Source organism: Dietzia aurantiaca (genome assembly GCF_021033825.1).
Lineage (GTDB): Bacteria > Actinomycetota > Actinomycetes > Mycobacteriales > Mycobacteriaceae > Dietzia > Dietzia aurantiaca.
Genome location: NZ_JAIFXZ010000006.1, coordinates 15,371 through 37,335, shown reverse-complemented (window position 1 = coordinate 37,335; position 21,965 = coordinate 15,371). Strand labels below are relative to the sequence as shown.

The following is a 21,965-nucleotide window of genomic DNA, read 5'->3' as shown; positions in this document are numbered from 1 at the left end:
CACACCGCGTCGGGGCATCAGGTCCCTTGTTTGTTCGAACCAACCCAGAGGAGTACCCATGTTCAGCATCCCGCTCGGCAGCGTCATCGAGGACGTCCAGACCACCGGCTCCGCCGGGGTCGACCTGCTCGGCCGACTGTCGATCTTCCTGTACGACCTGCTCGGCGGTGACCTGGGCAGCTCCACGGTGAGCTCGTCCGACCTGCCCTTCTAGGCGCAGACCGCCTATGCTCGCCCCGGCCTTCGGCGCAGCCACGCTGCGCCGGGGGCCGGGCGCGTCATGAGACCATTCATCCGTCCCGCTCGCGACCGAGCGCGCTCGTCGAAGGGAGCCGAGCCCGTGACCGATCCCGTGGCGCCGGCCCGTCAACCGGACCCGGCCGAGCCACCGTCGGCGCAGACCGGCCGCAGGCCCGGCACCGGTCAGGTCGCCGGCGAACTCCTCCTCACCGCCGGGGCGCTCCTGCTGCTGTTCGTGATCTACGAGGCGTTCTGGACGAACCTCGCCTCCGGCCACCTGCAGGACGAGGCGACCGCGCAGCTCGAGGATCGCTGGAACAACGCCGACCCGGCGGCAGGAACCGAGCCCGCCCCGCCGGTCGCTCCCCCGCCCGGCCAGGCCTTCGCCCGCGTCCATCTGCCGACTCTCGGCGAGGACGCCGCCTATACCGTGCTCGAGGGCACCCGCGACGAGGATCTGCGCACCGGTCCCGGCCATTACGTGGACACCCAGATGCCGGGCGAGCGCGGGAACTTCGCCCTCGCCGGCCACCGGAACGGCTCCGGGGCCGTGTTTCAGCATCTCGATCAGTTGAACTCCTGCGACGCGGTGGTGGTGGAGACCGCGTCCCAGTGGATGACGTACCGGTTGCTCCCCGTCGAGGCCGACGGGCCGCAGCGCCGGGCCGCGGCCGAGCGGTGTCTCACGCCTGAGCAGGCCGCGCGCGTCAACGCGGGCGACTACTCCCACGTGCAGGGACGCCACATCACGACGCCGGAGGCGATCGAGGTGATCAGCCCCGTGCCGGGTACCGCGTGGGGAGAAGAGGACGACGACACCGTCAAAGCCGCGGCCGAACGCCTGCTCACCCTCACGACGTGCCATCCGCAGTTCTCCAACGCGGAGCGTCTGATCGTCCACGCCGCCCTCGTCGAGACCATCCCGAAGGCGGGCGACACCCGGCCCGCCGCACTGGAGGAGCACTGATGTACGCCTACCTGTGGCGATCGTTGCCCGGACCGAAGCCGGTCAAGATCGTGCTGCTGATCGTGCTCCTGGCAGCACTTGTCCTGCTGCTCATGGAAGTCGTGTTCCCGTGGGTGTCGGCGCAACTGCCCTACACGGACGTGACCGTGTAGGGCAGGCACCTACGCCAACCGGTGCTGGCGACCCGGCGGCGGCACCCCGGAACCACCCCGGCAGGCCTTCTACAGGTTCACTGTCACGTCCGCGCCCTCGCGCAGCTCGTCGGACATGGTCTGCATCTGCTCGGCCTGCTTCTCGGCTCTGAGCTGCTCTTCGACCTGCGGGCGGACCTGCTCGAGCGGTGGGAGCTGCTGGGCGCCGGCGCCACCCTCGGCGCCGCCCATCATCGACTGCTGCTGCGCCACCTGGTCATAGGCGGCCCGGACCTCGTCGTCGCTCGGGGAGAACTCGCCGTACTCCTCGGTGATGAGCTTCTCCACCCGCAGCTGCTTTGCGATCTGGTCCATCACGCCGGCACGGTCCATCCCCTGCTCGCCCATCTTGGCCACGAACTCGTCCTTGCTCACCTGGTTGGTGTCGGCGAACTCCTGGAGCGAGGCGTCCTTCTCCTCGTCCGAGACCTCGATGCCGCGGTCGGCGGCCTCCTGCTCGAGCAGCGCGCTGCCCACGAGCCCCTCGATGGACAGCTGTTTGATCTGCTCCTCGTCGACCGGCTGGCCGGACATCTGGGCCTGCATCGACATCTGCTGGTACTGGCCCTCGAGCACCGAGACGAACTCGGCCTTGGTGATCTCTTCGCCGTTGACCACGGCCACCGGGTCCGGGATGTTGCTGGTGTCCGGGCCCTGGCCCTGCGCGGCACCGCCGTCGGCGCCTTCGCCCTGGTCCTGGGCGGCCTGCTCGGTCGCGGCCTGCGGTTCGGGCTGTGCGGAGTCGCCGTCGCCGGGCGCACTGCAGCCCGCCACGATGAGCACGGACCCCGCCGCGGCCACTGCCAGCCGCCATTTCTGCTTGAGCACACGATCTCCTGACGTTGATGGGTGCATCGGTCCGCCGAGGCTACACATCGGAGTTAGGCGGACCCTGTGCACGCGCGTCAGAACCGCAGGATCGCGCCCTCGGCCACGTCCATGGGCAGCGTGTCCACCACGAGCACCGTGCCGGACGTCGCCAGCACCTGGCCGACCGCCGAATCCAGGTCATCGGGGCCGTGGTCGGCGGTGCAGCGGCGGCGCGTGAGCAACAGGGTGTCGACCCGGCCGTCGCGGGCCGCGTGCAGGATGTCCGAACCGCCGCCGGCGAGGGCGCGCCCCGCCCCGATCGCGTCGCCGAACCGCTCCGCGTCGGCCTCCGACCGCGCCCGCAACGCCGGATGGACGATCGCCCAGGCCCGTTCGTGCAGCTCATCCGGCCGCGAGGCGTCCGGGTTGCCGGCCACCGCCTCGCCGAGCAGGTGCGGGTAGGCCAGGTGTTCGCGCAGCGTCGGCAGGTACTCGGCCACCGCCGCCACCACGACGGGCCGGCGGTCGTTGGGTTCCAGCACCTCCCCGAGCCCCTGCGCGACCTGCCGCAGGAACTTGTCGAGCTGCACGTCTCCGACCTCGGCGCCGGTGCCGTGGCTGTGAATGACGCCCCCGCCGCCGGCGCCGAAGTGCTGCTGTTGATGTGGGGGTGGGGTGGTCTCGCCGCTGATGTCCTCGATCGAGGCGGGGATGGGCCCCAGGTCGATCTCGCGCATGGTAGCGAAGGTCGCCTCGAACAGGCGGACCTTGTTCTGGCTCAGCGCGAGCAGCAGGAAGTCGTCCTGGTGCATCCCCGCGGATACCACCGGCAGCACGGCCAGCCGGTCGCTCACGTACGCCACCTCGGGGAAGTCGATGGTCAGCCGGTACGCCCGCCAGAATCCCTCGGCGGCGTACATCGCCAGCCCGTCGGCGAGGTAGCGCCAGTACTCGTCGTCCTCGAGCAGCGCGACCAGCGGGCCGAGGATCTCGGCGGCCGCCTCCGCGCTCGCGCCGTTGGCCTTGAGACCGGCCTCGGCGTCCTTGATCAGGGCCTTGGCGCGGATCGGGTTCTCGCGGACCTCGGCACCACCGCGCGCGGTGGGCATGTAGATCGACACGGCCGGGCCGGTGACGTTCCCCAGCTCGGCGAGATCGGCCTTGGTGATCGAATCGGCTTCTGCGGTGCGGGTGATATCAGCCATGACCCGACGCTACTGATGTGCCCGGTGGGCCGCGACCGGTTCACCGGCCGGGCAGGTGCGCACCTCGTCGTCGTCGTTCCCGGGGCCTCTCCTTGGCACACGCGGCTACCATCGCGGTCGTGACCGATCCGCCTTCTACCCCCGCCGACCGGCGACCGACGTCGCCAGCGGGCCAGCCCGCGGTGAGCTCCGCGCGGATCCTCGTCACGCTCATGGTGCCGCTGTTCATGGCACTGATCGCGCTGTCAGTGATCAACGTCGCGCTGCCGGTGATCGGTGATTCGCTGCAGGCGGACTCGAGTGGCCTGCAGTGGGTGGTGTCCGGGTACGCGCTGTCATTCGGGCTGCTGCTCGTGCCGTCGGGGCGGCTCGGCGACGCGACCGGGCGCAAACGGATCTTCCTCGCGGGAATCGCCGTGTTCATCGTGGGCGCGGTGATCGCGGGGTTCGCCCAGGGCATCGAGATGCTCAACGCCGCCCGCCTGGTCCAGGGCGTCGGCTCGGGGATGCTCAACCCGCAGACGTTCGGCCTCATCCAGAAGTACTTCCGCAAGGAGGCCCGGGCGCGCGCGTTCGCGACCATGGCCACCACCGTGTCCGTGGCCACCGCGTCGGGGCCCCTGGTCGGCGGACTGCTCATCCAGGCGCTCGGCGACAACCTGGGTTGGCGCGCGATGTTCCTGGTCAACGTGCCGCTCGGCGTGCTCGCGTTGGCGTTGGGGTACCGGTGGCTGCCGGACGACCGGCGGATCCCGACCCCCACGGGCGAGGACGCCGCGCGCGACGTCGGGCTGTCCCGGGCCCGCGCCGGGGCGTCGGCGCGACTGGATGACGACGACTACGACAAGGACACCGACGAGGACGCCGCGGCTGCACTCGCGTCCGATCGCGCGATCGCCTCGACCGCGGCCCGCGCTCCTGCCATCAGGCCCGGTCGTCAGCGGCTGGACCTGGATCCGGTCGGCATCCTCCTGCTCGGCGTGGCCGTGTTGACGATCATGCTGCCGTTCCTCAGCCGCGAGGCCCCGCCCGCGCTCTGGGCCCTCGTGCCCGCCGGGCTGGCGCTCCTCGGGATGTTCGCCTGGTGGGAGCGTCGCTACGAGCGGATCGGCCGGCCCCCGCTGGTCAATCCGGACATCTTCCGCGACGCGGGCTTTCGCAACGGCATGGTGATCGTGTCGATCTACTTCGTGGGCGGCACGAGCCTGTGGATCGTCATGCCGCTCTACCTGCAGTTCCACCTGGGTTATGCGCCCATCGATTCGGCCTTCATCAGCCTGCCCGCCTCGATCTGCGCGGCCGTGTCGGCGCAGGTCGCGGGGCGGTTCGTGCTGCAGCTGGGACGGCGGATGGTGGTCGCCGGGTTCACGCTCACGATCTGCGCGCTCCTGGCGTTCATCGTTCTGGCAGGGTTCGTTGAGTCAGGCGCGCTGCACTACCTGGTGTTCATGGTGCCGGCGGCGTTCGTCGGCATCGCGCAGGGCATGACGATCTCGCCCAATCAGACGCTCACGCTGCGCGCCGTGGACCCCGCGTACGGAGGCGTGGCCGGCAGCATCATCTCGCTGGGCCAGCGCATGGGCACGGCGGTGGGCACGGCGATCGTGCCGGGCGTGCTGTTCGGGATCGTCGCGGCGAACGGCGACTGGCTGCTCGCGTTCCGTGCGGCACTCGGGATCATTGCCGCTCTGGCCGCGGGGGCGCTGGCGTTCAGCATCGTCGACCGTCGCCGCGAGGTACGGGCCGACCGGGAAGGCGCCGGGGCCCCCAGCTGACCCACCCGCCGCCTGAGACCCCACCGGCTTATCGCCCCCGGCCCTCCGCCGCGGGTTGCCACGCGTCCTCCGGCCCGGGTTGCCACGCGTCCTCCGCCGCGGGTTGCCACGCATCCTCCGCCCCGGGTTGCCACGGGTCCTCCGCCCCCGAGCCCTCCTCCGCGGGTTGCAAGACAGCGACTCCCGGGCGGGGATGCGCACGCTGGACGAACGTAGAAGCATCCCTAGAGGGCAGCCGCCAGTTCGACGCCCTGCTTGATCGCCCGTTTGGCATCGAGTTCGGCGGCCACATCGGCCCCGCCGATCACGTGCACCCGCGGCACAGCTCGGGCGCCGCCCTCGGCACGGGCACCACCCGGCTCACCGGATAGCTCATCGGCGAGATCGCGGACCGATTCCTGACCGGCGCACACCACAACCGAGTCGACACCGACCAGCCGCGGCCGGCCTTCCGAATCGAGGATGTGAAGCCCGTCGTCGTCGATCTTCACGTAGGTCACCCCGGTGTATTTGTGTACGCCGCCGGCGTCGAGCTCGGCGCGATGCACCCACCCGGTGGTCTTGCCCAGCCCGCGGCCGATCTTCGAGGTCTTGCGCTGCAGCAGGTGCACCTCGTGCGCTGGCTCATCGAGCACGGCGGCCCCCAGGCCGGCGCGTTCGGTCGCGGGGTCGACCACGCCCCAGCGGCGGTTCCATGCCGCGAGATCTGTGGAGTGGCCGTGCGGCTCGCGCCCGTCGATCGCGATGCCGGGGCCGCCCGCAAGCAGGAACTCGGAGACGTCCACGCCGATCCCGCCGGCCCCGATCACTGCCACGCGCCGGCCCGGGGTGCGTTCGCCGGTGAGCAGTTGCGGGTAGGTCATGACCATGGAGTGGTCGGCGCCGGGCAGGTCGAGTTCGCGCGGGCGGACGCCGGTCGCCACCACGACGTGGTCGAAGTCGGCCAGGTCGGAGGCCTCGGCGCGGCGGCCCAGGTGGACGGGCACCCCCAGCACCTCGAGGCGGCGACGGAAGTAGTCCAGCGACGCGGCGAACTCCTCCTTGCCGGGCACGCGCATCGCGTAGCGGAACTGCCCGCCGAGCTCGGACTCCGCCTCGAAGACCTCCACCGCGAGCCCGCGCGATGCGGCGGCCTCGGCGCACGCGAGCCCGGCGGGCCCGGCGCCCACCACGGCCACCCGGCGACGGGCGGGCGCGACTGTCAGGAGAAGCTCCGTCTCGCGGCCGGCACGCGGGTTGACCAGGCAGGAGGCGCGCTTGTTCGCGAAAGTGTGGTCGAGGCATGCCTGATTGCAGGCGATGCAGATGTTGATCTCGTCGGCCCGCCCCTCGGCCACCTTGGACGCGAACGCCGGATCGGCGAGCAGCGGCCGCGCCATGGAGACGAGGTCGGCCTGCCCGGCAGCGAGGATCTGCTCGGCCAGGCCCGGGGTGTTGATGCGGTTGGAGGCGATCACCGGCGCGCCGACGGTCTCCTTGAGCCGTGCGGTGAGGTCGACGAACGCACCGCGCGGGACCGAGGTGACGATGGTGGGGATGCGCGCCTCGTGCCAGCCGATCCCCGTGTTGAACACGTCCACGCCCGCGGCCTCGAGGCGCTGGGCGAGCTCGGCCGTCTCCTCCCAGGTCTGGCCGCCGTCGACGAGGTCGAGCAGGCTGATGCGGTACTGCAGAAGGAAATCGGCGCCCACCTCGTCGCGGACGCGGCGCACGATCTCCTCGGGGAAGCGCATACGCGCGCTCGCGGTACCGCCCCAGGCGTCGTCGCGATGATTGGTGCGGGCGGCGAGGAACTGGTTGATGAGGTAGCCCTCGGAGCCCATGATCTCGATGCCGTCGTAGCCCGCCCGCCTGGCCAGCCGCGCCGCGCGCACCCAGTCGTCGATCGTGCGTTCCACCCCGCGCGCCGACAGGCCGCGGGCCCGGAAGGGGCTGATGGGGGACTTTGACGACGACGACGAGCGCACGAACGGCTGGTATCCGTACCTCCCGGCATGCAGGACCTGCAGCAGGATGTGCGAGTCCTCGGCGTGGACGGCGTCGGTGAGCGCGCGGTGCTTGTCGGCCATACGGCGCGAGGCCATGATCGAACCGGCGGGCAGTAGCCACCCCTCGACGTTCGGCGCGTATCCGCCGGTCACGAGCATCGCCGCGCCGCCGCGGGCCCGCTCGACGAAGTAGGCCGTGAGCTCGGGCAGGTGCCTGCTGCGGTCCTCGAGCCCGGTGTGCATCGACCCCATGACCAGGCGGTTGCGCAGGGTGAGGGGCCCGACGGAGAGGGGGCTGAGAAGGTGCGGATGGCTCGTGCTCATGGCCCCCATTGTGCCGGGCCGCACGCTGTAACGAATGTGACTCATGTGACGAATGATGCGTAAGTGATTCGGCGGCTCTAGAGTCGAGCAGTAGCGGCCCATCCGGGTCCGGCAGCCGCCCAGGAAAGGACATCACGTGCGTCACCCGATCCGTTCCGCCGTCGTCGCGGGAACCTCCGCCCTCCTTCTCGCCATGGGCGCCGGCACCGCCGCAGCGCAGAGCTCGTTCGGGCCGACCGCTCCGCTCTCGGTGGACCTGGCAGGAATCGCCGCGCTGTTCGGGCTTGCGCCCGCCCCGACCGCACCGGGAGACCCAGCCCCCGAAGAGCAGGCCGGCCACCTCGCCGCGATACCCGACGAGATCAACCAGAAGGCGTTCGCCGGCACGGTCGTGGCCGGCATCAACGAGGCGCGGACCGCCGTGGGCGCGGACCGGCTGACGACCTCCCCCGCCCTCGAGACCGGCGCCCTCGACCGCGCAGGGGAACTGGCCGCGGGCGATACGGCGACCGGCGACCTACCCGTGCCGGACGCTGTGTCGACCACGGACCGCACCACTCTCGCGCTCCCGGCCCAGGCCACGCCTCCGAACGTGCTCACCGCACTGCTGGCCGATACCGGCATGCGCGAGCGGATGCTCGACGGCGGGTTCACGCAGGTAGGAGCGGGTACGGCAACCGCAGCCGACGGCTCCATCCACGTGGTGCTCGACTTCGCATAGGCCCCAGGAACAACTCCCATAACACAGGCAGTCGACCGGCGGGACCGACGGGTGGCGCGGCCCCTCCGCCGGCGTCTACCGTGTGCGCTGCGGCCCATCCCTCAGGTCGTCGGCCCCACCCCTCAGGGTCGCTCCATGCCCACCCCTCGGGCGCACACACTGGGAGACCCGCCCGTGAACCGTATTTCTTCCCGCCCCCGGAGCCCCTTCGTCGCCGCCGCGGCCGTCGCCGTGGCGATCGGCCTGGCCGGAGCGCCCGCTGCGTCCGCGCAGCAGCTCTTCGTCCCCGGCTCCTCCTTCGGGTTCACCGTCGGCAACCAGTGCACCGGATTCGAGACCGATCCGACGAGCGCCGAGTACCGGTCACAGCTCACCGACGCCACCAACGCCGCGCGCGTGGCCTACGACCGCGAGCCGATCCGTGTCAACGATGCCCTCTCCCGGGTGGCCGCCGACTGGAGCGGCGCGCAGGCTCGCGAGAACCGCATGTTCCACAACCCGGACGTCGCCGCGCAGATCCCGACAGGCTGGAGGAGCTGGTCGGAGAACGTACTGCAGAACTACAAATGCGCGACCCCGCAGCAGCTCGTGGACCAGTGGATGGCCTCCCCCGGCCACCGCGTCAACCTGCTGCGCGCCGACCACACCGACATGGGAGTGGGCGTGGCGGTGGCCGAGAACAGCAAGCTCTACGCCACGCAGGTCTTCGCGCGGTACTGAGCCCGCTCGGGGCGGGACCTGTCCGATCACGGCTCAGCCCAGCGCACACACCGCAGGCCCGGTCGCCCTCGCGGCGGCACCAGATCAGCCCTGCCGCCCGGTTCTGCGACGCGGCCCCGTACGCATTACTGCGTATAGCGGCGCCTGCAGCCACACATTAATTTTCTAGGTGATGTGGATCACACATCCTAGTTTGGGCCTAGAAAGGATCGGAATTGCCGACGCTACCAAGCCTCAGCGACCAGCGACGTCGCGAGAACGAAGTCCATGCCGTTGCCGAGCGCATCATCTTCGATAAGCACATCAGTCCGCGGGTCACCTCAGCGATTATCGCGGAGCACAGAGAACGGCCAATCGGTCACCATTCCGACGAGCTGGAGCGGGTGCTCATCCACCTCCGGAAGCATCACGGAACCATGTCGGGAAAGTACATTCTCGTCTGCACCATTCCACACGAAGAATGGCGAGTCGCCCGAATCACTGGAATGCCCAAAGAGCTCCCACAGCTACTTGACCAAGCGTATTCCGACCGCGACGAGGCGGAGCACGGCATATTCCTGATGCGGCTCCGGGACGCAGGACTGATCGAGGAGGAATCATGAAGATCATCGGTTACGCGGACAGGTTCAGCGCCTTCCCCGGAGACGCTCTCGACGTCCTGGTCAGTTGCGACGCGGAGAGTTACCGGGCAGACGTGGTTCAACTCATTCACGGCGACACCAATCCTGACGGCCCCGGCTTCAAGATCCGCGAGATAGAGACCGATCTGCCGGACTCCTACGAAGGCAGGGTACAGCGGATCTACACCGGCTCCTTTGCAGTAGTGGAGCGCGCCGATGATCTCAGGTCGGAAGACGGGATCACCTTCGTCGCGATGGTCTGTCCGACCCGGCTGGCAAGTGGCGTGCAAGCCATCATGTCGAAGTGGCACCAGCCCACCGAGTCGGGATTCGGCCTGTACATCAACGAAGAGCGTTGCATCGAGCTTCGACTCGGAGATGGCGACGGTGGCGTATCTCGACACTCAACCGACAAGCCCCTCCTGGAAGGAATCTGGTACCTGGTCGCCGGGGCCTACCGCAATGGCAAGGTCGAGGTGACCCAGTTGCCGTATGTGACCAGGACCAACGGTCGATTCGCGATCGCGAGCTCATTCGATTCGACGACCGCCCGTGCCGAAGACACCACTAGCGTCGTTCCTCGCCTCCATAACGAGGCACCTCTCCAGTTCGCTGCGCACGTCGGCAAGGACACGGACGAACTGATCGGTCAGATTCCGGGCGCGTTGTTCAACGGTAAGATCGATAGCCCTCGTGCGTATGCAGCGTGGGTGCCTTTCGACGATCTACACACCGCAATCGCCGATCCGGCCTCCCTCCCCCGGCTCGTCGGAGCCTGGGACTTCGAGAACGAGATCACGAAGCGAGGACTCGACGAGCCACGCAGGATCTCAGACACCTCCGGCAACGAACTGCACGGCAGAACGGTCAATATGCCCACCCGCGGCGTCACCGGGTACAACTGGCTCGCCGACGAACAGAACTTCATCCACGCGCCCGAACAATATGGCGCGATTCATTTCCATGAGGATGACCTGGATGACGCTCGGTGGAAGGTCGATTTCACGCTGCCCATCGCTGATGACCTCCCCTCCGCATTGTACGCAGTCAGGCTACGAGCAGAGAACGACACCGACTACGTCCCGTTCTATGTCCGTCCGAAAAAGGGAGAGGAGAAAAAGATCCTCTTCCTGGCCCCCACCGCGAGCTACATGGCGTATGCGAATGACCACGTCGCACTCGACGTACCACTCGCACAATTGATGACAGCGCGGGTGCCGGTCCTCCAGGAAGCGAATATCACGCTCTCGCGAGAACGCGAATTCGGATTGTCGACATATGATCACCATTCAGACGGCTCCGGAGTGGCGCACTCCAGCAGACTGCGCCCGATTCTGAACATGCGACCGGGATTCCGTCACTGGCTCTCGCCGTCGCTGTGGCAATTCAATGCCGACCTTCACCTCATCGACTGGATGATCGAACTCGGGTATGACTTCGACGTGATGACCGATTTCGACCTCCACCGTGAAGGCCCGAGCACCCTCGAGGCCTACAACGTGGTGATCACCGGAACGCACCCAGAGTACTACTCGGCAAAAATGCTCGACGGACTCCACGAGTACACCGAACAGGGCGGCCGATTGATGTACATGGGGGCGAATGGATTTTACTGGGTCACAAATTACGATGGCGATGAGGGCGATGTCATCGAAGTACGCAAGGGTCACGGGAATAATGCGTGGAAAGCCGCCGCTGGCGAATATCACTTGTCATTCAGCGGTGAGTACGGCTCGTTGTGGCGGCACCGTGGCCGCGCTCCTCAGCGGCTCTTCGGCGTGGGCTTCGGATCCGAGGGCTTCGATGTCTCCGAACCCTATTACCGAACTCCCGATGGTTACTCCAGCGAAGCCAGCTGGATGTTCGAGGGGATCGAGGACGAGGTACTGGGCGATTTCGGACTCGTCGGCGACGGCGCCGCCGGACTGGAGTTGGATATCTGCGATGCGAGCCTGGGTACACCTCCCGAAACACTCGTCGTGGCAGCGTCCGCAGCACACACCGACGCCTACGCCGAAGTCACGGAAGAACTGTTCTTCAACACGGCCGGCACGACGGGCACGCATAACCCCCGCGTGCGTGGCGATATCGTCTACTTCCCCACAGCGAACGGTGGCGGTGTGTGGTCAGTCAGTTCTATCGCCTACTGCGGCTCCCTGTCCCACAACCAGTACGACAACAACATTTCGCGGCTGACGAAAAACGTCCTGGATCGTTTCGCCGCCGACGGCCCGGCGCCGTACGGGGCCGGTAGCTGACGTCCCGGTCGGGCCCGCGGTGTCGCGCGGGCTCGACCGGCACGTGCATCTGGGAGTAACCTGGATCACATCCCTCTTAAGCCTCCAGGTAAGTATATGAACCCGTCCGTCTACCCAATATCTCGCGCGTGTTCCCCCGGGCGTCAGTCGCCGTCAACACCGCATGCTCCAGAACTCCTCACGATCGGGACGATAGTTGCAGACGACCGTGTCGCCTCGTCGCGGGCCCACGATGTCCTCGATGTCATCCACGAGATCGTGCCCTACGTAGCAGCCAAGATCTCACGATATGACCCACTGAAATCCAAGCATTACACCATTGCTGATCGGGGTTACCCGCAGCCGGTGGCGAACTACCTCGACGAGGGGTTCATAGAACGTGACGAGCTCTACAAATTGATGAGGAGTGACAGCTCCGCGCCACTGCGGTGGGCGGACACCCCGTTCAACTACCGTCAATCAGAGTCGGCAAGGGAGGTCTTTATCCCTGCTGGATTCGATGAAGGATTTTCGGTGTGCCTTTACAGTGCGCGAGGGCGCTATACCGGCACACTTCACGTCAGCGTCGACGACCGGGCCGCACTGGAAGACTCCGTGATGCAGGCTGCTGGCTGGATGCAGCGCTTGTTGTCTCCACTGGTCGATCGGATCGCGGCCCACAGGGGCCTGTCAGAAGAGCTGAGTTCCGAGGCGACTGCGGTACTCGTCAACAAAGACGGGCGAGTGCAACCGCTCCGACAAGGTCCACACCCTGTACCGGCCGAACTGTATGAGCCGTTGATCCCGATGATCGCGCAGCAATGGGCGGGATTGACTGATCGGCGATTGGGACGCTGGCTCTGGCGACACGACGACGGGGGCTGGCTGGAGGTTCAGACAGTCTCAGTGTCCGAGGGGCTGCTCTTGATGGTCAGCGAGACGGCCCCTCCCTACTCGCTGACGCATCGCGAACTGCAGGTCGTCGCCGCCACTGCGCGTGGTGACACCAATGTTCGTATCGCCAGGCAGCTGCGCATCTCGCCGCCCACGGTCGCGAAGCACCTCGAGAACATCCTTGACAAGACCCAGTTCGCCTCGCGAACCGAGCTTTCGACTCGCGCTGGAGAAGAGGGTTTTCTGCTTTTCGGGTAGAACCCACGGTCGACCACGTGGAGAACCGACAGTGACCGCGACCCTGGAACCCTAAAGTGCCTCACACCCCGGCGAGCAGCGCCTCGAGCCCGGCCCCGAAACGCGGCCCGAAGTCGACGGCCGCCATCCCGGGATCCGCGGCCCGCAGGTTGTGGTGCGTCTGCTCCTCGAGCCCGAGCCCGATGACGTAGCCGGTCAGCGCGGTGGTGAGCCCGGGCGCCCGGTCGGCCTCGTCGTACCGCGCGCAGGCCGCCTCGACGGCGTCGGCCACCGGGTTCACAGCCCCCGCCGCGAGCCCGAGCGCCACGATCTCGGCGCCGTCGGGCACGCCGGTCACCGCCGCGCGCAGCGCCTCGCCGATCGCCCGCAGCTCGGCAGCGGCGGAGTCGCCCGCCTCGACCGGCCGCATGGAGGCCAACACGCGCTCGGCGACGCCGGTGAGCAACGCCTGCTTGGACGGGACGTGCCAGTACAGGGCACTGGGCTGGACGCCGATCCGCGTCGCGAGCGTGCGCATCGACATGCCCGCCAGCCCGGACTCGCGCAGGAGCTCGAGGGCGGTATCGACGACCGACGTCTTGGAAAGGGCCACGATCGCCGATCCTACCGACCGGGCACCCCCGCGCCTGAACGCTGTACAAGATGGGCCGGCCCCGCTACCTTGAACACCGTTCAATGAACGCCGTTCAGGAGGAAGCCATGGCCGCCAATATCGAGTCCGCCACCCCGCAACCCGCCACCCCGCGCTGGCACGAGCTCGCCGACCACGTCCTGGCCGGCAACCAGATCTCCGCCGCCGACGCTCTCGCCGTCCTGCGCGCCCCGGACGCCCAGCTCATGGAGGTCGTGGCCGCCGCCTCCCGCCTGCGCTTCCACCACTTCGGCAACAAGGTCAAGGTCAACTACCTGGTCAACCTCAAGAGCGGCCTGTGCCCGGAGGACTGCTTCTACTGCTCGCAGCGCCTCAACTCCACGGCCGGCATCCTGCGCTACACGTGGCTGAACACCGACGAGGCCGTCACCGCGGCCAAGGCAGGCATCGCGGCAGGCGCCTCGCGCGTCTGCCTGGTCGCGAGCGGAACGGGCCCGAGCAACCGCGAGGTCGGCAAGGTCACCGACATCATCGAGGCCATCAAGTCGGACACGCCTGGCGTCGAGGTCTGCGCATGCCTGGGCGCACTGAAGGACGGCCAGGCCGAGTCGCTGTGCGCGAGCGGCGCGGACGCCTACAACCACAACCTCAACACGGCCGAGAGCCACTACGAGGAGATCTGCACCACGCACACCTACACCGACCGCGAGCACACCGTCAGCCAGGCCCACGGCGCCGGCCTGTCCGCGTGCTCGGGCTTCATCGCCGGCATGGGCGAGACCCACGAGCAGCTGGTCGAGCTGGCCTTCGACCTGCGCGCGAAGGGTGTCGACTCGATCCCGGTCAACTTCCTGCTGCCCTTCGACGGCACTCCGCTCGAGAGCGTCGACACGCTCAACCCGCGCGACTGCCTGCGCATCCTCGCGATGGTCCGCTTCGTCGCGCCGGACACCGAGATCCGCGTGGCCGCCGGCCGCGAGCGTCACCTCGGCAACCTGCAGGGCATCGCGCTGTACGTGGCCAACTCGCTGTTCCTGGGCGACTACCTCACCTCCGAGGGCCAGCCGGGCGCGGCCGACCTGGAGATGATCGCCGACGCGGGACTCGAGGTCCTGCGTATGGATACCGATGCAGAGGGCGGGCGCGCCGGGCGCCGCGACAGCGACGACGACAACGCCACCACCGCGCCGACACCCACCGGCCAGGACGCAGCGCCGGAGCCGGCCGGCACGGCCGAGTCCGCCGCCGGGTCCAAGCAGAATCCGGTCGCGATCCGCACCCGGGGCGCGGGCACCAGCGAACCCGCGAACGCCTGACATGCCCACGCAGATCGCCACCTCGGGGACCATCTCCGCGGGGTGTGCCACAGACCCGCGGTCGACCGCGGACCCGCAGCCGACCGAAGCACTGTTGGCCGCCGACGCCGCGCACGTCTGGCATCCCTACGGCGGCTTCCCGGCGTCCACGCAGCCGCTGCCCGTGGCCTCGGCCGACGGGGTCCGGTTGCGCCTGGCCGACGGCCGCGAACTCATCGACGGCATGAGCTCGTGGTGGGCGGCCGTCCACGGCTACCGGCACCCGCACCTGGATGCGGCCGCGCACCGGCAGGTCGACACGATGAGCCACGTCATGTTCGGCGGGCTCACGCATGCACCGGCGGTGGAGCTGTCGCAACGGCTCGCGCGGATAGCGCCAGGTGAGCTGAACAAGGTCTTCCTCGCGGACTCGGGCTCGGTGTCGGTGGAGGTCGCGGCCAAGATGGCCATCCAGTACCAGCGATCGCTGGGCCGCCCGGGCCGCACCCGGCTGGCCACCTGGCGCGGCGGCTACCACGGCGACACGCTCAGCCCGATGAGCGTCTGCGACCCCGAGGGCGGCATGCACAGCCTGTGGCGCGGGGTCGTCCGCGAGCAGGTGTTCGCCCCCGCCCCGCCCGCCGACTATCGTCCCGGTTACGTCGCCGAACTCGAGCGCACGATCCGCGACCACGCCGACGAACTGGCCGCGATCATCGTCGAGCCGGTGGTCCAGGGCGCGGGCGGGATGCGCTTCCACCACCCTGACTACCTGCGCGATCTGCGGCGACTGGCCGACGAGACCGGCACCCTGCTCATCTTCGACGAGATCGCCACCGCCTTCGGCCGCACGGGCGAGCTGTTCGCCGCCGACCACGCGGGCGTCGCGCCCGACATCCTGTGCCTGGGCAAGGCCCTGACCGGCGGATACCTCACCCTGGCAGCCACGCTCACCACCGATCACGTGGCCGAGGTGATCAGCGCGGGCGAGGCGGGCGGACTCGCGCACGGCCCGACGTTCATGGGCAATCCGTTGGCGTGCGCGGTCGCGTGTGCCTCGCTCGACCTCATCGAGGCCGGCGAGTGGCGCACGCAGGTGCCGCGGATCGCCGCGCGCTTGCGCGACGGCCTGGCCCCGGCGCTCAACCTCCCGGGTGTGGTGGATGTGCGGGTCCTCGGAGCGATCGGCGTGATCCAGCTGGACCGGCCGGTGGAGATGACAACGACGACAACAGCCATCACCGAGCGAGGCGTGTGGCTGCGCCCCTTCCGGGATCTCATCTACGCGATGCCGCCCTACATCTGTAGCGACGACGAGATCGATACGATCTGTGCCGCAGCCCTCGCCGGGGCGCGGGTAGGAGCAACACGATGACCCACTCCCCCACGCTCGACTGGCTCGATGCCGCCGCAGCGAACCGGCGGGCCCGCCACCTGCACCGAGCCCTGCGCCCGCGAACGGCCGGCGACGGCGTGCTCGACCTGGCCTCCAACGACTATCTCGGCCTGGGCACCCACCCCGAGGTGCTCGAGGGCGCGATCGCCGCGACCCGCCGGTGGGGCGCCGGCGCGACCGGATCTCGACTGGTCACCGGCACGACCACCGACCACAAGGAACTGGAGGACGAGCTCGCCGGCTTCACCGGCCGCCCCTCGGCGCTGGTGTTCTCCTCCGGGTACACGGCCAATCTCGGCGCGGTCGTGGCACTGTCCGGGCGCGGGTCGCTGATCGTCTCCGACGGTGGTTCGCACGCCTCGCTCGTGGACGCGTGCAGGTTGTCGCGGGCGCGCGTCGTCGTCGTCGAACGGGGTGACGTCGCGGCCGTGGAGCGGGCGCTCGCGGGGCGATCCGAGGAGCGGGCGCTGGTCGTCACCGACTCGGTGTACAGCGCCGACGGCGACCTCGCACCACTGACCGCGTTGCACGCGGCGTGCGAGGGATACGGGGCTGTACTGCTCGTCGACGAGGCCCACGGGCTGGGCGTCCGCGGGGCCGGCGGGCGCGGGCTCGTGGATGAGCTCGGGCTGACACGGCACGAGAACGTGGTGGTCACGGCGACGCTGTCCAAGGCGCTCGGGTCGCAGGGCGGGGTGGTGCTGACCTCGGAGCGGGTGCGCGACCACCTCATCGACACCGCGCGCACCTTCATCTTCGACACCGGGCTGGCGCCGGCGAGCGTGGGCGCGGCGCGAGCGGCCCTGGCGGTGCTGCGTCGCGAGCCCGAGCGGGCCCGCCGCGTGCTTGAGGTTGCCGAACACCTGGCGGAGGTGACCGGCGCGGACCGGCCCTCGTCGGCGGTGGTCTCGGTGATCCTCGGCGACGCCGAACGCGCCTACGCGGCCTCGCAGCGCTGCGCTGAGCTGGGGCTCCGCGTGGGCTGCTTCCGGCCGCCGTCGGTCCCGGAGGGTACGGCGCGGCTGCGGCTCACCGCACGCGCCGACCTCTCCAATGCCGACCTGGCCACCGCGTGCGATGTCCTCACCGAGGTACTGGCCGACAGCAGGGTCCCGGCATGACGGCCGTCGACCGTCCGGTGATTGTGACCGGCACCGGGACCGACGTCGGTAAGACCATCGCGACTGCGGCACTGGCGGCGCTGGGACGTTCGGCCGGGCTGGACGTGGGCATCTGCAAGCCGGTCCAGACCGGGCTGGTGCCCGGCGAGCCCGGCGACGCCCACGAGGCGGCGCGGCTGTCCGGCGTGGAGCGGGTACTCGAGGTGCGGAGGCTCCCCGATCCGCTCGCGCCCGAGACCGCCGCCCGAGTGGCCGGGTTGCCGCAGTCCACGCGCGAGGAGTTGCTCGGTCCGATTCGCGACTGGCTCGGCTCGCCCGGCACGGGCGACCACGCCACCGGGTCGCCGCCGCGGCGCCTGGACCTGGTCGAGGGCGCGGGTGGGCTGCTCGTGCGCCTCGGGACCGACCTGACGATCCTCGACCTGGCCGCCGCCCTCGACGCCCCGCTCGTCGTGGTGGCGCGGGCCGGTCTGGGCACGCTGTCGGACACCGAGCTCACCGTCCGCGCGATCGACGCCTCGGGACTGCGATGCGCGGGAGTGGTGGTGGGCTCGTGGCCGTTCGATCCGAATCTGGCCGACCGCTGCAACCTCGAGGACCTGCCGCGTCTGACCGGCGTGCCGGTGCTGGGCCGTGTCCCGTACGGCGCCGGCGGGCTCACTCCCGACGAGTTCGTCCGTCGCGCTCCGGACTGGTTCGAGGCGGGCACGGTCGCCACGCTCGAGCGTTCTCTACCGGCGGCGATCAGCACCTGAGTGCGACCGCCCACGACGCGGCGGAGTTCGCTCGACACGGTGCTCGATTTCTCGGCGTTCCTCGCGCATTTCGTCGAGCGAGTTCTCGTTGCCGCCAGCTATGGTGCTACCTGGCGGCGCCGCGGTCCAGCCGGTCGACGAGCAGGGGCATGCCGTCGCCGGTGAGCTGGTCGAGATCGCTCCGGCGGCCGGCCATCGCCATCACCAGCGCGAGGGTCGGGCCGCTCACCTCGGGCCCGTCGCCGGCGCTGAACGGCCCGTCGGTGGCGCGCAGTTTCAGCCCGGCGGCGGCGGACTTGCTGTTCACCGTGAAGTTCCGGGACACATAGAACCGCGCGACCTCGGTGGCCGCGTCGACGTCGCATCGGCTCGGCAGCCCCAGTGGATATCGGATGTCCTCGGAGTGCACGATCACCTCGCCCAGGTACGCCGGAAGATCACCCGTCGGGGCAACTGTCGAGTTGATCACCGCACCGAAGATCTCGAGCGTCTCCCGGGGCGTTGACCCCAGATGCTCACGCAGTCGGCGGTCGTTGTGCACGGTAGGCCGGAACCCAGACCCGACGATACTGCGCATCCACGCCCATTTTCCGACCGATGCCGCCGCGCTGAGGTGGGCGACGACATGCTCGACGTCCCATTCGGCGCACAGAGTCGGCTGACGCCACTGCGCATCATCGAGCCCGGCCAGGTCATCCGCGAGATCCTGACGCGCCTGGTGCGTCGCCTTCCAGATGTCCATGCCCGATCCCTTTCGCCGCCACGGCCACCGCTCCACCGGGCTCGAGTATTCCCGACGTCGGCGGTCGGCCAGGAGAGATCGCGCAAGCCGTGGAGCCACAGATTGCCACGGGATTGTCGTTCCTCGACCGCTACCCGGGCCCGCGAACCGGCCCCGCCGCCCTCTCCCGGCCGTACGATCGACACGACCATGTGACCCGCATCACCGGGCGTCCGTTGCCGACGACCCGTGAGGCCCCGCCGCCGGAAAGCACCCATGCCCGCAGAAGTCACCGCAGAAGACCCCGCCGCCCCGCTCATGCCGGAACTCGCCTGTTACGGGCTGGCCGGCCACTCCGCATCACCGGCCGACCTGCTGACGGAGACGGCCCGCGCAGAGGAGCTCGGACTCGGGTCGATTCTGCTGTCGGAGCGCTTCGCCCTCAAGGACGCCGGAGTGCTGGCCGGAGCCGCGGTCGCCGCCTCGAGCCGCATCGGCATCGGCACGGCCGCGACCAATCACAACACCCGTCACCCGCTGGTCACAGCCACCATGGCCACCACGCTGCACCGGATGTCGGGCGGACGCTACGCGTTCGGACTGGGCAGGGGCATCCCGCTGCTGTTCGACATCATGGGACTGCCCCACGTCACCTCGGCGCAGCTCGCCGACGCCATGGGCATCTACCGCACCCTGTGGCGCGGCGGAGCGGTAGCCGGGCACGACGGCCCCGCCGGCACCTACCCCTACCTGGTGCAGGACACCTCCTTCGACGAGGACATCCCGATCCTGCTCATGGCGATGGGCGACAATTCGCTGCGCCTGGCCGGGCGGCTGGCCGACGGGGTGGTGCTGCACACCTTCATGTCGGACGCCGCGGTAGAGCGGTCGGTACGGTTGGTCCGCGAGTCCGCCGAGAAGACCGGTCGCGATCCCGCATCGGTGCGGATCTGGTCGGTGATGGCGACCATCGAGGACTCGCTCGATGAGGCCGCGCGCCTGCGCAAGCTCGCCGGCCGGTTGGCCACCTACCTGACCGGATACGGCGACGTCCTGGTCCGCGTGAACGGCTGGGACGCGGCCGGGCTGGAGACGTTTCGCTCAGACGAGCGCCTGTCCGCCCACGCGGGTGCGCTCGACGCGACCGACGATCTCGACATCCTCCGGCACGCCCGTGACGTGCTGCCGGACGAGTGGCTCGAGTGCGCCGCCGTCGGCAGTGCGAGCCACTGCGCGGACCGGATCGAGGCCCAGCTGGCGCTCGGTGCGGACTCGGTGGTCCTGCACGGCGCCACCCCGGACGAACTCGCGCCCGTGCTCGAGGCGTGGCGGCCACGGCGGGACCCCGCACGCTTCGCCCACCTCGATCTCAATCCAGGAAGATTCCTCTCCCGGAAGGACACCCCGTCATGACCGTCGTCGAGACCCCACAGGCGGACGCGGCCCGCCCCGCCGTCGCCTGCACTCCGGAGGAGGTCACCGCGGAGTGGCTCTCCACGGCGCTCGCCACAACTGTGCACTCGGTGCGCACGGAGACGATCGAGACCGGCCAGATCGGGTGCTGCGTCCGAGCCCATGTCGAGGGCGACGAGCTCCCACCGACGCTGTTCGTCAAGCTGCCGAACCCGGACGAGGGCATGCGTCCCCTGTTGCACGGCGTGTATCGCAGCGAGGTGTTGTTCTACCGCGACCTCGCGCCGACGGTGGACGTGCGGGTGCCGCGTTGCCGGTTCGCGGCCCTCGGCGAGCGGGACGGCGAGTTCACGCTCGTGCTCGACGACGTCGCGCCTCGCGTGCAGGGCGACCAGCTGGCCGGACTGTCCGTCGCCGACGCGCGTGACAGCGCCGTGAATCTCGCCGGCCTCCACGGCCCGCGGTGGTGCGATCCGTCCCTGCGCGAGACCGCGGACCTGTCAGTGCCGTCCGACGACGACAACGTGGCCCTGCAGGAACTGGGAGGGCCCGCATTGGAGGCATTCCTCGCCGAACTCGGGGATCGCCTCTCCCCCGACGAGCGGCAGGCCCTGTCCGAGATCGCGCCACTCATCGCCCAGTGGGCCAACGGCCGGGCCGAGCGCTTCGGACTCCTGCATGCCGATTACCGGGCCGACAACATGCTGATCGACCCCGCGGGGCGGCTGCCCTCGCTGGCGTGTGACTGGCAGACGCTCACCACGGGGCTGCCCGGCCGGGACCTCGGCGGGTTCCTCGGCTCGAGCCTCACGGTGGACGATCGGCGGGCCGCGGAGCGCGGGATCGTCGCCGACTACCACCGCGCCCTCGTGGGGTACGGCGTGACGGACTACACGGTCGACGAGTGCTGGGACGACTACGTCTACGGGCTACTGCAGACTCCGGTGGTCGGGATCTTCGGGTGGATGTACGGCACCCGGACCGCGCGGGGTGACGAGATGTTCGCGCTGCTCATGCGGCGGTCCTGCCGGGCGATCGCCGACCATGGCGCCCTCGCGGTGGTCCGAGGAGGCTAACGGGCGAAACGCCCGGGCCCCTATTTAGGCCTCACTTTGAGCTATCGAAAGGCTATTGATCAGCCTATAGTGTCGATCATGGATACGATCCCGCTGGGCGAGGCCAAGAACACACTGTCGGCACTGGTCGAACGCGCGGAGACCACCCACGACATCATCACCATCACCCGGCATGGCCGGCCGGCTGCGGTTTTGATGTCGGCTGACGATCTGGAGTCCCTGCGCGAGACGATCTACTGGCTCTCCCGTACGGACACCCGAGAGGCCGTGGCCGACGCTGAGCGCGAGTACGCCGCGGGTGACACCACATCCCTCGCCGACCTTCGCTCCGCATACGGTCTGCCACCACGGTGAGCGCAGAGAACGCGTCACCGTACAACGTCGAGGTCGCCTCCCCGGCCCGGCGAGCGCTGTCGAGATTGCCCGGGCGCGTCGTCCACGCGATCATCGAGTTCATCTCGGGCCCCCTTGCGGCGAATCCGCTGAGACTGAGCAAGCCCCTGCGACACGAGCTCGAGGGATTACGCAGCGCACGGCGCGGGGACTATCGTGTCCTGCTCCGCGTCGACGAGGAGCAGCACACCGTGGTGATCATCGACATTGACCATCGCGCCCACGTCTACCGCACCTGACGCGGCACTCCGGG

Annotated in this window: 22 protein-coding genes; 17 read left to right on the top strand and 5 right to left on the bottom strand. The window is 69.3% G+C overall.

Translation table 11 applies throughout. The features are described 5' to 3' along the window. Positions 1-58: 58 nt before the first annotated feature. The 3 genes from K3888_RS08480 (at position 59) to K3888_RS08470 (ending at position 1,359) form a co-directional block, all read left to right on the top strand. Positions 59-214 carry a hypothetical protein gene (locus tag K3888_RS08480; protein ID WP_230929826.1) on the top strand — a complete coding sequence of 52 codons (156 nt, stop codon included), beginning with the start codon at positions 59-61 and terminating at the stop codon, positions 212-214. A gap of 138 nt (positions 215-352) precedes the next feature. Continuing rightward, complete coding sequence (locus tag K3888_RS08475) at positions 353-1,207, top strand: class E sortase (RefSeq protein WP_372459553.1); 855 nt, start codon at positions 353-355, stop codon at positions 1,205-1,207. Continuing rightward, positions 1,207-1,359 carry a hypothetical protein gene (locus K3888_RS08470; RefSeq protein WP_230929824.1) on the top strand — a complete coding sequence of 51 codons (153 nt, stop codon included), beginning with the start codon at positions 1,207-1,209 and terminating at the stop codon, positions 1,357-1,359. The genes K3888_RS08475 and K3888_RS08470 overlap by 1 nt, the downstream gene beginning before the upstream one ends. Positions 1,360-1,428: 69 nt before the next feature. Here the strand turns inward: K3888_RS08470 and K3888_RS08465 are convergent, their stop codons facing one another. Together K3888_RS08465 and K3888_RS08460 are read right to left on the bottom strand one after the other, a co-directional pair. Further along, a complete protein-coding gene (locus K3888_RS08465; RefSeq protein WP_230929823.1) occupies positions 1,429-2,226 on the bottom strand; it encodes a SurA N-terminal domain-containing protein in 798 nt (265 codons plus the stop codon). A 77-nt stretch (positions 2,227-2,303) separates the two neighbouring features. After that, on the bottom strand, positions 2,304-3,413 hold the full coding sequence (locus K3888_RS08460) for a baeRF3 domain-containing protein (RefSeq protein ID WP_230929822.1): 1,110 nt from the start codon (positions 3,411-3,413) through the stop codon (positions 2,304-2,306). 119 nt (positions 3,414-3,532) lie between these two features. On the opposite strand from K3888_RS08460, the gene K3888_RS08455 reads away from it, so the two are divergent. Next, on the top strand, positions 3,533-5,188 hold the full coding sequence (locus K3888_RS08455) for an MFS transporter (RefSeq protein WP_230929821.1): 1,656 nt from the start codon (positions 3,533-3,535) through the stop codon (positions 5,186-5,188). A 224-nt stretch (positions 5,189-5,412) separates the two neighbouring features. Here K3888_RS08455 and K3888_RS08450 read toward each other — a convergent pair whose 3' ends face one another. Continuing rightward, positions 5,413-7,500 carry an NADPH-dependent 2,4-dienoyl-CoA reductase gene (locus tag K3888_RS08450; protein WP_230929820.1) on the bottom strand — a complete coding sequence of 696 codons (2,088 nt, stop codon included), beginning with the start codon at positions 7,498-7,500 and terminating at the stop codon, positions 5,413-5,415. A 136-nt stretch (positions 7,501-7,636) separates the two neighbouring features. Between K3888_RS08450 and K3888_RS08445 the strand changes: the two genes are divergently transcribed. The 5 genes from K3888_RS08445 to K3888_RS17840 all read left to right on the top strand — a co-directional run bounded on the left by K3888_RS08445 (position 7,637) and on the right by K3888_RS17840 (position 12,950). After that, positions 7,637-8,221, top strand: a complete 585-nt coding sequence (locus K3888_RS08445) for a CAP domain-containing protein (RefSeq protein ID WP_230929819.1) — start codon at positions 7,637-7,639, stop codon at positions 8,219-8,221. Between the two features lie 174 nt (positions 8,222-8,395). Further along, a complete protein-coding gene (locus tag K3888_RS08440; RefSeq protein WP_230929818.1) occupies positions 8,396-8,941 on the top strand; it encodes a CAP domain-containing protein in 546 nt (181 codons plus the stop codon). A 215-nt stretch (positions 8,942-9,156) separates the two neighbouring features. Then, entirely contained in the window at positions 9,157-9,543 is a 387-nt protein-coding gene (locus K3888_RS08435; protein ID WP_230929817.1) for a N,N-dimethylformamidase alpha subunit family protein, read from the top strand. Then, positions 9,540-11,819 (top strand): N,N-dimethylformamidase beta subunit family domain-containing protein, encoded by a 2,280-nt coding sequence (locus K3888_RS08430; protein ID WP_230929816.1) that lies wholly within the window; start codon positions 9,540-9,542, stop codon positions 11,817-11,819. Before K3888_RS08435 ends, K3888_RS08430 begins: the two co-directional genes overlap by 4 nt. Positions 11,820-12,077: 258 nt before the next feature. Continuing rightward, complete coding sequence (locus tag K3888_RS17840) at positions 12,078-12,950, top strand: helix-turn-helix transcriptional regulator (RefSeq protein ID WP_230929815.1); 873 nt, start codon at positions 12,078-12,080, stop codon at positions 12,948-12,950. A 61-nt stretch (positions 12,951-13,011) separates the two neighbouring features. Here K3888_RS17840 and K3888_RS08420 read toward each other — a convergent pair whose 3' ends face one another. Then, entirely contained in the window at positions 13,012-13,542 is a 531-nt protein-coding gene (locus K3888_RS08420; protein ID WP_230929814.1) for a TetR family transcriptional regulator, read from the bottom strand. Positions 13,543-13,649: 107 nt separating this feature from the next. Between K3888_RS08420 and bioB the strand changes: the two genes are divergently transcribed. The 4 genes from bioB to bioD are packed head-to-tail and all read left to right on the top strand — an operon-like array spanning position 13,650 to position 18,109. After that, positions 13,650-14,858: a biotin synthase BioB gene (gene bioB / locus K3888_RS08415; protein ID WP_230929813.1), complete on the top strand. Its 1,209-nt coding sequence runs from the start codon at positions 13,650-13,652 to the stop codon at positions 14,856-14,858. Position 14,859: 1 nt separating this feature from the next. Continuing rightward, positions 14,860-16,212: an adenosylmethionine--8-amino-7-oxononanoate transaminase gene (locus K3888_RS08410; protein ID WP_230929812.1), complete on the top strand. Its 1,353-nt coding sequence runs from the start codon at positions 14,860-14,862 to the stop codon at positions 16,210-16,212. Then, a complete protein-coding gene (locus K3888_RS08405) occupies positions 16,209-17,354 on the top strand; it encodes an 8-amino-7-oxononanoate synthase (protein WP_230929811.1) in 1,146 nt (381 codons plus the stop codon). Before K3888_RS08410 ends, K3888_RS08405 begins: the two co-directional genes overlap by 4 nt. Then, complete coding sequence (bioD, locus tag K3888_RS08400; protein ID WP_230929810.1) at positions 17,351-18,109, top strand: ATP-dependent dethiobiotin synthetase BioD; 759 nt, start codon at positions 17,351-17,353, stop codon at positions 18,107-18,109. The genes K3888_RS08405 and bioD overlap by 4 nt, the downstream gene beginning before the upstream one ends. A 106-nt stretch (positions 18,110-18,215) precedes the next feature. Here the strand turns inward: bioD and K3888_RS08395 are convergent, their stop codons facing one another. Beyond that, positions 18,216-18,851 carry a maleylpyruvate isomerase family mycothiol-dependent enzyme gene (locus tag K3888_RS08395; RefSeq protein WP_230929809.1) on the bottom strand — a complete coding sequence of 212 codons (636 nt, stop codon included), beginning with the start codon at positions 18,849-18,851 and terminating at the stop codon, positions 18,216-18,218. 255 nt (positions 18,852-19,106) lie between these two features. Here K3888_RS08395 and K3888_RS08390 point away from each other — a divergent pair, with 255 nt between their 5' ends. The 4 genes from K3888_RS08390 (at position 19,107) to K3888_RS08375 (ending at position 21,951) form a co-directional block, all read left to right on the top strand. Next, positions 19,107-20,243, top strand: a complete 1,137-nt coding sequence (locus K3888_RS08390; protein ID WP_230929808.1) for a TIGR03857 family LLM class F420-dependent oxidoreductase — start codon at positions 19,107-19,109, stop codon at positions 20,241-20,243. Beyond that, on the top strand, positions 20,240-21,319 hold the full coding sequence (locus tag K3888_RS08385; protein ID WP_230929807.1) for a phosphotransferase family protein: 1,080 nt from the start codon (positions 20,240-20,242) through the stop codon (positions 21,317-21,319). The genes K3888_RS08390 and K3888_RS08385 overlap by 4 nt, the downstream gene beginning before the upstream one ends. A 78-nt stretch (positions 21,320-21,397) precedes the next feature. After that, the gene (locus K3888_RS08380; protein ID WP_230929806.1) at positions 21,398-21,673 is read left to right on the top strand and encodes a type II toxin-antitoxin system Phd/YefM family antitoxin; all 276 of its coding nucleotides are present in this window, start codon (positions 21,398-21,400) and stop codon (positions 21,671-21,673) included. Then, positions 21,670-21,951: a type II toxin-antitoxin system RelE family toxin gene (locus K3888_RS08375; protein WP_230929805.1), complete on the top strand. Its 282-nt coding sequence runs from the start codon at positions 21,670-21,672 to the stop codon at positions 21,949-21,951. Before K3888_RS08380 ends, K3888_RS08375 begins: the two co-directional genes overlap by 4 nt. Positions 21,952-21,965 lie beyond the last annotated feature (14 nt).